We start from the raw sequence: 13,825 nt of genomic DNA, 5'->3' as shown, positions 1-13,825 counted from the left end.
CGAGGTGGTTAATTCCCGTTAAGAACTTGCGTTCCCACCGTTGTTGATTGTTTTTTGACCGTGTCGTTCTGACACAGGTCGCTACAGCCTCGCGGCCTGTGCTTCCGACCACGCTAGTTCCGCCAACGGTTCAAGGCGCTCGATCATCTGCGCGGCGTGAGCGGACGAAGCGTTGCCGCGAACGAGCCGACCCTTGATGCCGTGGAGAATCGCCGCGAGCCGGAACAGACAGAAGACGACCAGATAATCCTTGTGCGGCAGGTGATCGCGGCCGGTGCGGCGGCAGTAGGCGGCGACATATTCGTCTTCCGAGGGGATGCCCAGCGCGGTGAGGTCCTGACCGGCCAGTCCGCTGAAGTTGGGGCCTCCGGGCATCCGGTACATGAGCAGGTGATAGGTGAAGTCGGCGACCGGATCGCCGAGCGTCGAGAGCTCCCAGTCGAGGACGGCCCGCACTTCAGGCCCCTCCGCGTCGAAGATCATGTTGTCGCAGCGGAAGTCGCCGTGGATGACGCGCGACTCTCCACTGTCGGCAGGCAGGTTCGTGCCAAGCCAGTCCACGAGCCGGTCCATGGCCGGTACGCGGCCGCCGTCGGTGTCGGTGAGATACTGCTTGGACCAGCGCGCGACCTGGCGTTCCACGAACCCCAAAGCCTTGCCGTACTCGCCGACGCCGATTGCTTCGGGATCGTAGCTGTGCAGTCGCGCGATGGTGGCGTTCATCGCGTCGAAGTGGGCCGCGCGCTGCTCGCGCGAGAGGCCGGGAAACTCGGCTTCCCAGACGATGCGGCCGGGCACCATGTCCATCACATAGAACGCGGTGCCGATGACGCTCTCGTCCTCGCAGAGCGTGTAGACACGAGGCACCGGAAAGCCCTGTGCGCCGAGCGCGGCGAGCACACGATACTCGCGGTCGATCGCGTGGGCTCCAGGCAGAATCTTGCCCGGCGGCTTGCGGCGAAGGACGTAGGACGCTTCGGGCGTGTCGACGCGATAAGTCGGATTGGACTGGCCGCCCTTGAACTGGCTGACGCTGGCCGGTCCGCGGAAGCTGTCGACATGGTCCTGCAGCCAGCGCTCCAGCGCGCCTTCGTCGAAGCGCAGCGGCCCGCTGACTTCGCGTGTGCCCGTGTTCGCTTCGGTGCGGTCCATCTGCGACCGTTTAGCAGTGAACCGTGGCGCTGCCAGCGCGTTGCTGTTCCATGGCTCGCCTGCTTCATCTGTCCGACCTGCATTTCGGCGCGCACGACCCGGTGGTCGTCGAGGCGTTGGAACGGCAGGTCGATGAGGAAAAACCCGACCTCGTCGTCATCAGCGGAGACTTCACGCAGCGCGCTCGGACCGAGCAGTTCGAAGAGGCGTGCAAGTTCCTCGAGCGCCTGCGCGATGCTGGGCACGACGTGCTCGCGGTGCCGGGCAACCACGACGTGCCGCTTTACGATGTCCTGCGGCGGTTTCTGTCGCCGCTGACCCGGTACAAGCGCTTCATCGATGAGACCCTCTGTCCCTATCACGAGCTGAAGGGCGTTTCGCTCCTAGGCATCAACACCGCCCGGTCGCTCACGTTCAGCGAGGGCCGGATCAGTCACGAGCAAATGGAGTTCATCCGCCGCTCGTTCGAGCGCAGCGATCCCAATTCGATCCGAATCCTGGTGACGCACCATCCCTTGTTCGCGCTTCCGGTCGGCGATACGGGCGAGGTGAAGAGCGCGGTCGGCCGTCACGAGCTGGCGCTGGATGCCGTGGCGGATGCGGGTGTCGACATGCTGCTCGCCGGTCACCATCACACCGCATCCACGCATAGTGCCCGCGATCTCGTCACGCGCGCTGGTCCAGCGCTGGTCGTCCAGGCCGGAACCGCGACGTCCATTCGCCTGCGGGATGAAAAGCAGAGCTTCAATCGCATCGAGATTGCCGGCGACTTGGTCACGATCACGCTGCAGGCGTGGACGGGCGACAGATTCGAACCGCAGACGTCCCAGCGCTACGAGCGGGAGGACGAGCAGTGGCGAGTAGTTGGCGCGGAAAAAGAGCTCGACCAGCCCGCGCACTAGCGGTGCATCCCGCCCTCGCTTAGAGCCGGCGCATGCCCATCGATCCCCAGTTCGACGTTCAGGATTTCGTTCGCCGCGTCCTCGCCGAGGATCTCGGTTCGGGTGGCGATGTTACGTCCAAGGCGACGATTGCCGAGAAGGCTCGCTTCACGGCGGAAATGAATTGCCGGCAGCCGATCGTTGTTGGCGGTCTCGACATCGCCGCCGCCTTCTTCCGCGCGCTCGACCCCGATGTGCGTATCGATGAGCTCGTCGCCGATGGGGATGCCATTGACGCCGGTACGGTGATCATGCGGCTAGAAGGAAATGCGCGCGCGATGCTGTCCGCTGAGCGGTCCGCGCTCAACACGCTCCAGCATCTGTCAGGCATCGCCACTCTGACGCGTCAATACGTGGACCGGATTGCCGGAACCGGGGCGACCCTGCTCGACACACGCAAGACCATCCCTGGTCTGCGCAGCCTGGAGAAATATGCGGCGCGGATGGGCGGCGCCGAGAACCACCGTATGCGGCTGGATGACGGGCTGCTGATCAAGGACAATCACGTCGCCGTGGCAGGGGGCGTTGCCGAGGCGGTGAGGGCGGCGAAGGCCGCGAACACGGGCCTGCCGGTGCAGGTCGAGGTCGATCGCGTGGAGCAGATCGAGCCGGCCCTCGGAGCCGGGGCCGATCGCCTGCTGCTCGACAACATGCCGCCGCCGGTGCTGCGCGAGGCTGTCGCAGTTGTCGGCGGAAGAGTGCCGCTCGAAGCCTCGGGTGGTGTCAATCTCGACACGATCCGCGCCATCGCTGAGACGGGCGTGAACTACATTTCCGTCGGCCGGATTACGCAGTCCGCGCCGGCCGTCGACATCGGCCTGGATTATTCGCTTCACCCGATTGTTTGATGAACGGCGCATTCAGTGCGTTGTCAGTTGCAATCCAATACTTAACTCCTCGACTGGCCCTTAGTGGCCCGCGTTGATCGACGAGTAATTCGATGTTGAAGACTGCCTTGCTTGCCGCTTCGGGAGCATCCCTGGTCGTGGGGCCGACGGCAGCGTCGGCCAAGGACCATGGTTGGAAGCATGGCCGCAGCGTCCAGACGGTCCGCACCGTCCGCTACGTGCCCACCACGCGCTATGTGACGACCCGCAGCTATGCGAACCCGTATTACGGCTCGCGCTATTACGGCGGGTATGCGTCGCCCTACTACGGCGGTGGATACTCCGGCTCGTACGGCACGCCGTACTACGGCAGCGGCTACGGCTCGCCCTATTACGGTTCGCGCTACTACGGCGGCAACTACCGCTGCGGGAACGGCACGGCGGGCGCGCTCGTCGGCGGCGCTCTCGGCGCCGTGGTCGGCTCGCAGGTCGCGACCAGCACCAACCGCTACGGCTATCGCTCCGGCAACGGCACGGCCGGCGCATTGATCGGCGGCGCGCTCGGCGCAGTCGTCGGCAGCCAGGTCGCCAAGGGCAGCTGCTAAGCGAAGCCCTTCCGACAGTGTTAAAGTGGGCGGGCCGGGGAGCGATCTCCGGCCCGTTTTTCATCGGGCCGGGTCCGTAATAATCCGAGTTCACGAAGCGGAATGAGAAGAGCAGAGAGCGACCTTCTGACGGCTCGACGAGTCGCGTTTCGGCCGCCGCCCTGACAGGACCGGTTCGATGATCTCCAGGATCTTTATCGCACTCGCAGCGACGTCATTGATTGTATCGCCAGCGGCCGCGCGCGGCGGTCACGGCGGTCATGGTGGCGGCTGGGGCCATGGCGGCGGATGGCATGGGGGCCACGGCGGCGGCTGGCACGGCGGCCATAGCGGCTATCACGGCCATTACGGGTACGGATATTCGGGTGGGCGTGTCGTCGTCGCACCGGGGTACGGCTATTACGGTGGGCCGTATTACGGCACGCCCTATTACGGCGGATATGGCGGACCTTATTACGGCCGAGCCTACGCCGTGCCCTACGGCTACTACGGCGGCTCGTATTACCGCGGCTACGGCTATCCCTATTACGGTGGCTATTACGGTGGCTATTACGGTGGCTATTACGGCCACTACTATCACCACCACTGTGACGGCGGCGCTGCAGGTGCAGTCGCGGGAAGCGCTGTCGGCGCGGCTATCGGTTACGGCATCGACCGCAACTCTGGATACCACGGCTATTACGGACATTCGGATGGCACCACCGGCGCCGTCGTGGGGGCTGTCACGGGCGGATTGATCGGCTACGGGCTCGCCCATCATTGCTAGCCTTGGGAACCGCCCAAGCCGGATTCACTTTTTACGCGCATAGAGGGCGATACGGCCCTATATGGTCGCAAACCCACAGGGAGACTGAAGTTGTTCAAGGGGCTGCAGCCCATCCTCTACGGCGGCCGCGAAGTCTGGCCGCTGGTCGAAGGCGGCAAGGGCGTCAGCGCCACGAACCACGCAAGCTCCGGCGCCTGGGCGGCTGCCGGCGGCATCGGAACCGTCTCTGCAGTGAATGCGGACAGCTACGATCCGGAAGGCCGGATCATCCCGCAAATCTACAACGGAATGACGCGCCGAGAGCGGCATGAAGAGCTGATCCAGTACGCCATCGACGGGGCCGTGGCCCAGGTCCAGCGCGCTTACGAGATGGCGTCCGGACGCGGCGCCATCAACATCAATGTCCTGTGGGAAATGGGGGGCGCGCAGCGCGTGCTGCATGGCGTCCTCGAGCGCACCAAGGGACTCGTCACCGGTGTCACCTGCGGCGCCGGCATGCCCTACAAGCTCAGCGAGATCGCCGCTTCGTATGGCGTGAACTACCTGCCTATCATCAGCTCCGCGCGCGCGTTCAGCGCCCTGTGGAAGCGCGCCTATCACAAGGCGGCGGAATGGCTTGCGGCGGTGGTCTATGAGGATCCGTGGCTGGCGGGCGGTCACAATGGCCTGTCCAACGCCGAGGATCCGCGCGCACCGCAGGACCCCTATCCGCGTGTTGCGGCGCTTCGCGCGACCATGCGTGAGAACGGCATTGCAGACACCGTCCCGATCGTCATGGCCGGCGGCGTCTGGCGCCTTGATGAGTGGGAAAACTGGATCGACAATCCGGAGCTCGGGCAGATCGTCTTCCAGTTCGGAACGCGACCGCTGCTGACCCAGGAAAGCCCGATCCCGCCCGAGTGGAAAGCGCGGCTCCTGACGCTCGAAGAGGGCGACGTGCTGCTGCACCGCTTCTCGCCGACGGGCTTTTATTCGTCGGCAGTCCGCAACCCCTTCCTGCGCGAGCTGGAAGCGCGGTCGCACCGCCAGGTTGCCTTCACCAAGGAGCCGCTCGGCGATCACCATTTTGAGCTCGACGTCGGTGTCGGCAAGAAGCGCGGATACTGGGTCACCAAGGGCGATTTGCAGCACGCGCGGGAATGGTTCGCGGCGGGCTACACCGAAGCGCTGAAGACTCCGGACGAGACGCTCATCTTCGTCAACACGGAAGAGAAGAACACCATCCGCCACGACCAGGCGGAGTGCATGGGCTGCCTTAGCCAGTGCGCCTTCTCGTCCTGGGCGGACAATGAGAAGAACTCAACGGGTCGCCTCGCCGACCCGCGCAGCTTCTGCATCCAGAAGACGCTTCAGGACATCGCGCACGGTGGTCCGGTCGAGAACAATCTGATGTTCGCTGGCCATGCCGCTTTCCGCTTCAAGTCTGATCCTTTCTATTCCAACGGCTTCATTCCGACGGTGAAGCAGCTGGTGGACCGCATCCTGACAGGCGCCTGATGCTGAAGCGGGGGGTCGTTACAGCGTTCCTGGTTCTTGCAGTGGCCGCACCGGCCGCCGCGCAGGAGAAGAAGCCGCCATATTGGGCGTCGATCGCGTCGGGTGAAGCGATGATGCGCACCGGACCCGGGCGAAATTACCCCGGCACCTGGCTCTACAAGCGGCGCGACCTGCCGATCCGCGTCGTGAAGACCTATCCGAATTGGCGGCTGATCGAGGACCCGGAAGGGACCCGCGGCTGGATGCTCGTCTCGTTGCTGAGCGACCGCCGCACGGCGATCGTCAAGCAGGGCGATCCGCGGCCTCTTTACTCCAAGCCCGACGAAAGCAGCCCGGTCCGTTATCGTGCGGAAGTGGGGGTGGTCGGCCGCATCGATCATTGCCGCAATAATTGGTGCCGCATCGAGATCGGGAAGCGCGAAGGCTATATCCACACGTCCGAAATCTGGGGCGTCAGCGAAGGCGAAGTCATCGACTAAGAGGGAGGCGCGAATGAAATATGCGATTGGCATGGCTGTGCTGCTGAGTGCAGCGGCCGCGAATGCTCAGCCCCAGCGGCCCGCAGTCGAATATTTTCCCGCTCCCGCATTGAATGGCCGCCCAGCTCCGTTCTCGACGGCCGTGCGCGTCGGAGACGTCCTCTATCTCTCCGGACAGATCGGCATTGGTCCTGACAGCAAGCTGCCGGACACGTTCGAGGGCCAGGCCAAGCAGACCATGGAAAATGTCGGCGCCGCGTTGAAGGCGAGGGGGCTCGGCTGGGGCGACGTCTTCAAGTGCACGGTGATGATCGCCGACATGAAGAACTGGCCCGCGTTCAATGCTGTGTACGTGCCCTACTTCCCTGCCGGGAAGCTTCCGGCACGCAGCGCCTTCGGGGCCAACGGGCTTGCGCTAGGGGCTGGGCTCGAACTCGAATGCCTTGCTTACGCGGGACCAGCGAAGGGGCAGTAGGCGTGTCGAAGATCGTGTGGTGCGCGTTCCTGGTACTCGCCTGCGGATCGAGCGTCGCAGCGGCACCTCGACCCGATCCGTGGGCGGAACAAGCGAGCGCCGAAGCGAGCGCGAAGCTTGTCCTCTCGCAGTGCCTCCAGCGTGCAGAGAGCACACCGCCGGACCACTCGGAGCCCTGCGTCAGAGCCGTCTACCTGAAGTGCGAATCCGAGCACGGAACCATGAGCCAGCACGACCTCAACGATTGCGCTTACTTTTCGCGGTACGCGTGGGAAGATCGGCTTGCAAAGTTGAGGGCGTGGCTGCTGAGCGCAAAGACCATCGATGCGAAGTTCGGGGAGGCTGGACCGATGGTTCAGCGGTTCGAGGAAAGCGAACGGCATTGGGACGATTGGAACAGGGCAGACTGCGAGATGCAGGCTGCCTTATCCGAAGGCGGGACCATGCATTCGCTGGAAATCGGCATCTGCCTGCCCGATCATGCGGCGCATCGCGCGCGGGAACTCGAAGGCATGAGCTTCTGGTGGAGCAAGATCTACGACCTGCCCGGAAGTCCGCTGTACGAATGAAGCGGAGATTCCCCGCGGCGCGGAACTCAACCGGAATGCCTTCCCTGCGCCGGGAAGAAAGAGGCCCCTGTAAAGAGCTCTTGACTGTCCAGAACTCTTTACAGATGATCCGCGCATGGAGAATCGGGTCAAGGCCAACCGCGAAGGCATGGGGTGGAGCCAGGGCGAGCTAGCCCGCCGCCTCGGCGTCTCGCGGCAGACGATCAACGCGGTTGAGACCGACAAATATGATCCGAGCCTCCCGCTGGCACTGCGCATGGCCAAGCTTTTCGCCGTGCCGGTCGACCAGCTGTTCATCGATCACTGGACCGCGGAGGATTCAAAATGAGCGTGACGGCCGAGAAGGATAAAATGCGCGTGATGCTCTGGCGCATGCTGGCGGGAGCCGTTGTCGGCGCTGCCGGAACGGGGCTTTTCCTCGCTTTCGTCGGCGAGCCGCACATGGATCTCAAGGATCCTGGCGTCATGATCGCAATCGTGTCTGGCCTGACTTACGTGCTGATCGGGCTGATCGTCGCGCTAGGGCTCGCATCGCCGAAAGCAGGCGCGAAGTTCCTCAACGTGGAGGATGCCGAGGAGATTCGCGAAGAGGGGCCGAAGCTGTGGCTAAGCGCGCTGTGCTGCCTGTTAATCGGCGGATTCCTGCTGGCGCTGGCAATGGCCGGAGGACTGATCGGCACCCAGCTCGCCCTGATCGTCGCTGGCGCATGCCTTGCCGGCGTGCTCTTCGTCGGCACCATCAGTGCCAGGAAATATGACGAGCTGACTCGGCAGATTAGCCTCGAAGCGTCCGCCTGGTCCTTTTACGTCATCTTGCTAGGAGGAGGCCTGTGGGCGGCCCTAGCGCACCTCGGCTACGGCCCGTGGATCAGCCCGATCGCCTTCGTGGCGGCGCTGCCCTTGCTGCTGCTCGTCGTGTGCTTCGTCGTCATTGCCCGGAAGGGCATGCTGATCCGCTGAAGAGTGCGGCGTCGCCTCCGGCCGAGGCGACGCCGTCACATTCACGACTTCGGCATCGACATCGGGACGTAGGCGACGCGAGTCACCTTTAGCTTCTCGCCCTTGTCGCTGGTCGTATCCATCGACTGGCCGATCTCGACCGGCTGGGTCGTCCAGCAGACCTCGCCAGACTTATCCATCGCGCTGGTGAAGCAGGCCTTGCCATCCTTCATCACGCTTGTGCCGTGATCGATATGCTTCTCGCCCGCGTTGGCGATGTAGTTACCGCTTGCGTCGATCGATTCATGAACGGCCTGGCCGTCTTTGTCCCTGAAGGTCCACGTGGTCTCGTTCAGCTGGAACGCTGCCGGCGTTGCCATCGCGGCATTGGCGTCGACGGCATTCGCATCGGCCAGGTTCGCTTCGGCGACGTTGGCGTCCGCGGCAGGCTCTTCACTCTTCTGCGAGCAGGCGCAAAGCGCGGCCGCAGCCGTAAGGCAGATGATGAGGCGCATGGGCTTTTCTCCCCTTGAGAGGGAGAGCCTCATACCACCTGATCGTTTCGCCAGCGACTCGTTCTTAGACGAGCTCGACCGCGACCGCCGTGGCCTCGCCGCCGCCGATGCAGAGCGAAGCGACGCCGCGCTTCAGGCCCCTGCCCTTCAGCGCGTTGACGAGCGTCACGAGAATGCGCGTCCCGCTGGCGCCGATCGGGTGACCGAGCGCGGTTGCGCCGCCGTGAACGTTGATCTTCTCGTGCGGAATGCCGAGGTCCTTCATCGCGAACATGGCGACGCATGCAAAAGCCTCGTTCACTTCCCACAAGTCGACGTCGCTGACGCTCCAGCCGGCCTTCTTGAGCACCTTGTCGATGGCGCCGATCGGGGCGACCGTGAACTGCGCGGGCTCCTGCGCATGCGCGGCGGTGGCCACGATGCGCGCGACCGGATCGAGTCCCTTGGCGCTCGCGACGGACTCGCGGGTCAGGACTACTGCGGCGGCGCCGTCAGAGATGGACGAGCTGGTCGCTGCAGTGATCGTGCCTTCCTTCGAAAAGGCCGGCTTCAGCTGCGGGATCTTGTCCGGGCGGCCACGGCCCGGCGCCTCGTCGGTGTCGACGACGGTCTCGCCCGCGCGGCTCTTGATGGTGACGGGGACGATTTCGTCCTTGAAGCCGCCGTTGTCGATGGCCGCCTTGGCGCGGCTGAGGCTCTCGATGGCATATTGATCCATCGATTCACGGGTCAGCTGATATTCGTCGGCGGTGCACTGGGCGAAGCTGCCCATCGCACGGCCTTCCTCATAGGCATCCTCGAGTCCGTCGAGGAACATGTGGTCGTAGGCCGTGTCATGGCCGATGCGGGCACCCGAACGGTGCTTCTTCAGCAAATACGGAGCGTTGGTCATCGACTCCATGCCGCCCGCGACGATCACGTCGGCGTTGCCGGTGCGGATGGCTTCGTCGCCCATGATAACCGTCTGCATGCCGGAGCCGCAGACCTTGTTGACCGTGGTCGCCTGGACGGACTTCGGCAGGCCGGCCTTGATTGCGGCCTGGCGGGCCGGGGCCTGGCCGAGACCGGCCGGAAGCACGCAGCCCATGTAGATGCGGTCGATGTCTTCGCCGCTCACTCCGGCGCGCTCGACGGCTGCCTTGACGGCGGTCGCGCCGAGATCGGTCGCGGAAACGTCGGCGAGTGCGCCCTGCATCGAGCCCATCGGGGTGCGGGCGATCGACAGGATGACGGTGGGATCTTCAGCGGTGGTGGCCATCGAAATTGCTCCGGAGTCGGATTGTTGCAGTGCACATAAGACTGCTGGCTTGCTTGTTCAAACGGCAATCCGGGTGCTAGGCGCGCGGCCAACTGGAGAGGCTTCACATGTCCGACGCGCCTTTTGATTTTCAGCTCGGCGAGATGGCCGACACAATCCGTGAAACCACGCAGCGCTTCGCTGCGGACAAGATCGCGCCGATCGCCGCGGAGATCGACGAGAAGGACGAATTCCCGCGCCACCTCTGGCCGCAGATGGGCGAGCTCGGCCTTCACGGGATCACGGTCGACGAAGAAGATGGCGGCCTTGGGCTCGGCTATCTCGAGCATGTCGTCGCGCAGGAGGAAGTCGCACGGGCTTCGGCGTCCGTCGGCCTCAGCTACGGCGCGCACTCGAACCTGTGCGTCAACCAGATCCGCCGCTGGGCGAACCCGGAGCAGAAGCAGAAATATCTGCCCAAGCTCATCAGCGGTGAGCATGTCGGCGCGCTTGCGATGAGCGAGGCGGGCGCGGGGAGCGACGTCGTCGGCATGAAGCTGAAGGCCGAGAAGGTCGGCAACGGCTACCGACTCAACGGCACCAAGTTCTGGATCACCAACGGGTCGGAAGCCGACACGCTGGTCGTCTACGCCAAGACGGGCGAGGGCAGCCGCGGCATTACCGCCTTCATGATCGAGAAGGGCATGGACGGCTTCTCGATCGGCCAGAAGGTCGACAAGCTCGGCATTCGCGGTTCGCCGACCGCTGAGCTGGTGTTCGACGACTGCTTCGTTCCGCCCGAGAACATCTTGGGCGAAGAGAACAAGGGCGTCGAAGTGCTGATGAGCGGCCTTGATTACGAGCGGACCGTGCTTGCCGGCATGCAGATCGGCATCATGCAAGCATGCCTCGACGTCGTCATTCCCTACGTCCGTGATCGAAAGCAGTTCGGAAAGCCGATCGGCACCTTCCAGCTGATGCAGGCCAAGATCGCCGACATGTACGTCGCGCTGAACTCAGCGCGCGCTTACGTGTACCAGGTCGCGAAGGCGTGCGACGCGGGCAAGACGACGCGCCATGACGCGGCAGGCGCAATCCTTCTGGCGTCGGAGAACGCCGTGAAGGTCGCCAACGAGGCGGTGCAGGCGCTTGGCGGGGCCGGCTACACCAAGGATTGGCCGGTCGAGCGGTACTATCGCGACGCGAAGCTGCTCGACATCGGCGCAGGCACGAACGAGATCCGCCGGATGCTCATCGGCCGGGAGCTTATCGGGGTCTGAAGTCGAAGAAGTCGCGGCCACTTTGCCGCTTCTTCGGCGCTTCATCGCGCGCCTAACCGCGCGCAGTGCCGCGCCGGCCCGATCAGCGGCACAGTCTTGACGGGCGAGTGGTAGGAATGGGTGGAAAGCTGACATTAGCCCACCGGGCGAAATGGCCGGGCTTTATCGTCGAGAAGTCCGCGCCCATCGCCTCGTTGCCACGCCCGAAAAAATCGCTAGCGTCCGACCATAATTTCAAGGAATGAGCTCGCGGCTATTACAATTGTTAGAAGCATTGTGGGCGTGAAAGTACTGGGGGATAGATGGCGATTATTGTTACTGGTGCAGATCAGGATCTGGATATGTTCGATCTGCTCGCGTATGGATCTCTTGCGGATCTCTTCGACGGCGCAACCGTGGTGACGCATACAGCGAGCACCTTTCATATAAGAAACGACCTTACCGACGAAGACCTGACGATCACAGGAAGTTTCACTTATTCGTCTGGTAGTAACACTCCGTCGTCTGGAACGATTACGGGCATTGTCTATGAAGTCGGCCACTCTATGGTGTTCACGGCGAGCGATGCGTCCCTGTCAGTTTCTCACTTCAACGACTACGTGGTTGCCGACGATATGCTCGGCCTGTCCGGGAAGTCCTGTCGGGCAATGACCATATCAACGGCGGTGACTATTACGACTATCTCGTAGGATTCGCCGGGGACGACATCATCGATGGCGGAGATGCGGTTGATTACGCTTCCTACGTCTTCTCACCAAACGGCGTTCACGTTTCGCTTGCCGTGAACGGCCCTCAGGATACCGGTCACGGAACTGATACTCTCATCAATATCGAAGGTCTGGTTGGTAGCCTCTTTGCCGACACCCTGACTGGAGGTGCCGCAAACGACCTGATTCACGGGATGGCGGGCGACGACCATATTTATGGTGCCGAGGGCAGTGATCTCCTGCTGGGGTATGAAGGAGACGACTATATCGATGGAGGCACCCTTGGGGATCAGATGTTGGGTGGCGAAGGCGACGACACATTCATCGTCGACGACCTATCCGACGACGTCACGGAATACGCGAACCAAGGTACGGACACCATCATCTCATCCGTTAGCTATAATCTCTACCCCACTAGTTCTGAAGTTGAGAACATTTCGCTGGTGGGAACCGCTGACGTCGATGCCGTCGGCAACAGTCTAGACAACACTTTCATTGGAAATCGGGGTGCCAACGCCCTCACAGGCTGGGGTGGCAACGACTCTCTTCAGGGAAATGGTGGCAACGACACGCTGGATGGCGGTCCGGGCTCCGACGTTCTCAATGGAGGCGACGGAAACGACGCGTTATCTGGGGGCGAGGGTAACGATACGCTCGACGGCGGCAGTGGCGGTGACGCGATGGAGGGCGGAGTTGGCGACGATGTGTACTACGTCGGCAATGCATTTGATCAAGTGATCGAAGCACCGGAGTCTGGGAACGACAAGGTATACAGCTCGGCGAGCTATACGCTCGGTGCGAACGTCGAAAGCCTTCAGTTGCTCGGATCGAGCTCGATCAACGGCACCGGCAACGAGCTCGACAATAAGCTGACCGGGAATTCTGGCGCAAACGTATTCGATGGCGGCCTCGGTGCAGATACACTCGATGGCGGCTCGGGTGCCGACGTTCTGCGAGGAGGCGCCGGCAACGATATTTATTACGTCGATGCCGCTGGTGATCAGATCGTCGAAGTGGCTTCGTCGGGTAACGACAGCGTGAATAGCTCTGTTACTTACGCACTGGGGGATTTCGTTGAAAACCTGCGGCTGACTGGCGGGAGCAACGTCGATGGTACCGGCAATAATTTGAATAACCTGCTGGTGGGAAACTCCGGCGCCAACGTACTCGACGGGCGCGCCGGTGCTGACAAGATGGGCGGCGGTGCCGGCAACGATACGTACTATGTGGACAACGCCGGCGACCAGGTAGTCGAGAATGCGAGTTCCGGCAGCGATACGGTTTACAGTTCGATCAGCTACTCGCTCGGCGAAAACGTTGAGACCTTGCGGCTCGTGGGCTCCTCCGCGATCACTGCAACCGGCAACAGTCTCGATAATGTCATCGCCGGCAATAGCGGCGCAAACACGCTCCAAGGCGGCGCGGGAAACGATAAGCTTTACGGAGCAAAGGGCACCGACCAGCTATGGGGCGGTTCAGGTGCCGATGAGTTTGCGTTCGGCGCTGGACAGTTTGGCGGCTTCACTGCGGCCACCGCCGAGCGCATTCATGACTTCAGCCATGCAGAAGGCGATCGCATTGGCCTCGACCAGATGGATGCGAACACGTTGATCGCGGGCAATCAGAGCTTCACGTTTATCGGCAACCAATCATTCCACAATATCGCCGGCGAGCTTCGGACCGTGCAGTCAGCTAGCTTCACGTACGTTTACGGCGATACCAACGGCGACGGCATCGCCGACTTCCTGGTCCTGCTCGACGGCGTCCAATTGCTGAGCGGAGCAGACTTCATTCTCTGAAGCTCCCTTGTGAATCCGGAACGCGGGATCGGGTTCC

General features: G+C 62.9%; 16 protein-coding genes. 13 read left to right on the top strand and 3 right to left on the bottom strand.

Annotated elements, in window-relative coordinates; all coding sequences use genetic code 11:
* Positions 1-81: 81 nt before the first annotated feature.
* The gene (locus LZ016_RS06340; protein ID WP_241446562.1) at positions 82-1,152 is read right to left on the bottom strand and encodes a phosphotransferase family protein; all 1,071 of its coding nucleotides are present in this window, start codon (positions 1,150-1,152) and stop codon (positions 82-84) included.
* Between the two features lie 50 nt (positions 1,153-1,202).
* On the opposite strand from LZ016_RS06340, the gene LZ016_RS06335 reads away from it, so the two are divergent.
* The 10 genes from LZ016_RS06335 to LZ016_RS06290 all read left to right on the top strand — a co-directional run bounded on the left by LZ016_RS06335 (position 1,203) and on the right by LZ016_RS06290 (position 8,271).
* Positions 1,203-2,054 carry a metallophosphoesterase family protein gene (locus LZ016_RS06335; protein WP_241446561.1) on the top strand — a complete coding sequence of 284 codons (852 nt, stop codon included), beginning with the start codon at positions 1,203-1,205 and terminating at the stop codon, positions 2,052-2,054.
* Positions 2,055-2,086: 32 nt separating this feature from the next.
* Positions 2,087-2,941, top strand: a complete 855-nt coding sequence (nadC, locus tag LZ016_RS06330; RefSeq protein WP_241446560.1) for a carboxylating nicotinate-nucleotide diphosphorylase — start codon at positions 2,087-2,089, stop codon at positions 2,939-2,941.
* A 92-nt stretch (positions 2,942-3,033) separates the two neighbouring features.
* Entirely contained in the window at positions 3,034-3,525 is a 492-nt protein-coding gene (locus LZ016_RS06325) for a glycine zipper 2TM domain-containing protein (protein WP_241446559.1), read from the top strand.
* A gap of 178 nt (positions 3,526-3,703) precedes the next feature.
* Positions 3,704-4,291 (top strand): hypothetical protein, encoded by a 588-nt coding sequence (locus LZ016_RS06320; protein ID WP_241446558.1) that lies wholly within the window; start codon positions 3,704-3,706, stop codon positions 4,289-4,291.
* Positions 4,292-4,381: 90 nt separating this feature from the next.
* Positions 4,382-5,788, top strand: a complete 1,407-nt coding sequence (locus LZ016_RS06315; protein ID WP_241446557.1) for an NAD(P)H-dependent flavin oxidoreductase — start codon at positions 4,382-4,384, stop codon at positions 5,786-5,788.
* Positions 5,788-6,267 (top strand): SH3 domain-containing protein, encoded by a 480-nt coding sequence (locus tag LZ016_RS06310; protein WP_241446556.1) that lies wholly within the window; start codon positions 5,788-5,790, stop codon positions 6,265-6,267. The genes LZ016_RS06315 and LZ016_RS06310 overlap by 1 nt, the downstream gene beginning before the upstream one ends.
* Before the next feature lie 13 nt (positions 6,268-6,280).
* Positions 6,281-6,742, top strand: a complete 462-nt coding sequence (locus tag LZ016_RS06305) for a RidA family protein (protein WP_241446555.1) — start codon at positions 6,281-6,283, stop codon at positions 6,740-6,742.
* 2 nt (positions 6,743-6,744) lie between these two features.
* Positions 6,745-7,311 (top strand): lysozyme inhibitor LprI family protein, encoded by a 567-nt coding sequence (locus LZ016_RS06300; protein WP_241446554.1) that lies wholly within the window; start codon positions 6,745-6,747, stop codon positions 7,309-7,311.
* 115 nt (positions 7,312-7,426) lie between these two features.
* Positions 7,427-7,639 carry a helix-turn-helix transcriptional regulator gene (locus LZ016_RS06295; protein ID WP_241446553.1) on the top strand — a complete coding sequence of 71 codons (213 nt, stop codon included), beginning with the start codon at positions 7,427-7,429 and terminating at the stop codon, positions 7,637-7,639.
* Positions 7,636-8,271 (top strand): hypothetical protein, encoded by a 636-nt coding sequence (locus LZ016_RS06290; protein ID WP_241446551.1) that lies wholly within the window; start codon positions 7,636-7,638, stop codon positions 8,269-8,271. Before LZ016_RS06295 ends, LZ016_RS06290 begins: the two co-directional genes overlap by 4 nt.
* A gap of 41 nt (positions 8,272-8,312) precedes the next feature.
* On the opposite strand, the gene LZ016_RS06285 is transcribed toward LZ016_RS06290, so the two are convergent.
* Together LZ016_RS06285 and LZ016_RS06280 are read right to left on the bottom strand one after the other, a co-directional pair.
* Positions 8,313-8,765: a hypothetical protein gene (locus LZ016_RS06285; protein WP_241446549.1), complete on the bottom strand. Its 453-nt coding sequence runs from the start codon at positions 8,763-8,765 to the stop codon at positions 8,313-8,315.
* 64 nt (positions 8,766-8,829) lie between these two features.
* Positions 8,830-10,023, bottom strand: coding sequence for a thiolase family protein (locus LZ016_RS06280; protein WP_241446547.1), 1,194 nt, complete (start codon positions 10,021-10,023; stop codon positions 8,830-8,832).
* 107 nt (positions 10,024-10,130) lie between these two features.
* On the opposite strand from LZ016_RS06280, the gene LZ016_RS06275 reads away from it, so the two are divergent.
* The 3 genes from LZ016_RS06275 to LZ016_RS06265 all read left to right on the top strand — a co-directional run bounded on the left by LZ016_RS06275 (position 10,131) and on the right by LZ016_RS06265 (position 13,788).
* On the top strand, positions 10,131-11,282 hold the full coding sequence (locus LZ016_RS06275) for an isovaleryl-CoA dehydrogenase (RefSeq protein ID WP_241446545.1): 1,152 nt from the start codon (positions 10,131-10,133) through the stop codon (positions 11,280-11,282).
* Positions 11,283-11,584: 302 nt separating this feature from the next.
* A complete protein-coding gene (locus LZ016_RS06270; RefSeq protein ID WP_241446543.1) occupies positions 11,585-11,971 on the top strand; it encodes a hypothetical protein in 387 nt (128 codons plus the stop codon).
* Positions 11,920-13,788 (top strand): calcium-binding protein, encoded by a 1,869-nt coding sequence (locus LZ016_RS06265; RefSeq protein ID WP_366512909.1) that lies wholly within the window; start codon positions 11,920-11,922, stop codon positions 13,786-13,788. Before LZ016_RS06270 ends, LZ016_RS06265 begins: the two co-directional genes overlap by 52 nt.
* The last annotated feature ends 37 nt before the right edge of the window (positions 13,789-13,825 follow it).

Source organism: Sphingomonas telluris (assembly GCF_022568775.1).
GTDB lineage: Bacteria > Pseudomonadota > Alphaproteobacteria > Sphingomonadales > Sphingomonadaceae > Sphingomicrobium > Sphingomicrobium telluris.
This window is presented reverse-complemented; position numbering and strand designations above follow the sequence as displayed.

What these genes read in the sequence shown, in the direction of transcription:
- LZ016_RS06340 (WP_241446562.1), bottom strand. Translation starts at nt 1,152, where the DNA reads ATGGACCGCACCGAAGCGAACACGGGCACACGCGAAGTCAGCGGGCCG.
- LZ016_RS06335 (WP_241446561.1), top strand. Translation starts at nt 1,203, where the DNA reads ATGGCTCGCCTGCTTCATCTGTCCGACCTGCATTTCGGCGCGCACGAC.
- nadC (WP_241446560.1), top strand. Translation starts at nt 2,087, where the DNA reads ATGCCCATCGATCCCCAGTTCGACGTTCAGGATTTCGTTCGCCGCGTC.
- LZ016_RS06325 (WP_241446559.1), top strand. Translation starts at nt 3,034, where the DNA reads ATGTTGAAGACTGCCTTGCTTGCCGCTTCGGGAGCATCCCTGGTCGTG.
- LZ016_RS06320 (WP_241446558.1), top strand. Translation starts at nt 3,704, where the DNA reads ATGATCTCCAGGATCTTTATCGCACTCGCAGCGACGTCATTGATTGTA.
- LZ016_RS06310 (WP_241446556.1), top strand. Translation starts at nt 5,788, where the DNA reads ATGCTGAAGCGGGGGGTCGTTACAGCGTTCCTGGTTCTTGCAGTGGCC.
- LZ016_RS06305 (WP_241446555.1), top strand. Translation starts at nt 6,281, where the DNA reads ATGAAATATGCGATTGGCATGGCTGTGCTGCTGAGTGCAGCGGCCGCG.
- LZ016_RS06295 (WP_241446553.1), top strand. Translation starts at nt 7,427, where the DNA reads ATGGAGAATCGGGTCAAGGCCAACCGCGAAGGCATGGGGTGGAGCCAG.
- LZ016_RS06290 (WP_241446551.1), top strand. Translation starts at nt 7,636, where the DNA reads ATGAGCGTGACGGCCGAGAAGGATAAAATGCGCGTGATGCTCTGGCGC.
- LZ016_RS06285 (WP_241446549.1), bottom strand. Translation starts at nt 8,765, where the DNA reads ATGCGCCTCATCATCTGCCTTACGGCTGCGGCCGCGCTTTGCGCCTGC.
- LZ016_RS06280 (WP_241446547.1), bottom strand. Translation starts at nt 10,023, where the DNA reads ATGGCCACCACCGCTGAAGATCCCACCGTCATCCTGTCGATCGCCCGC.
- LZ016_RS06275 (WP_241446545.1), top strand. Translation starts at nt 10,131, where the DNA reads ATGTCCGACGCGCCTTTTGATTTTCAGCTCGGCGAGATGGCCGACACA.
- LZ016_RS06270 (WP_241446543.1), top strand. Translation starts at nt 11,585, where the DNA reads ATGGCGATTATTGTTACTGGTGCAGATCAGGATCTGGATATGTTCGAT.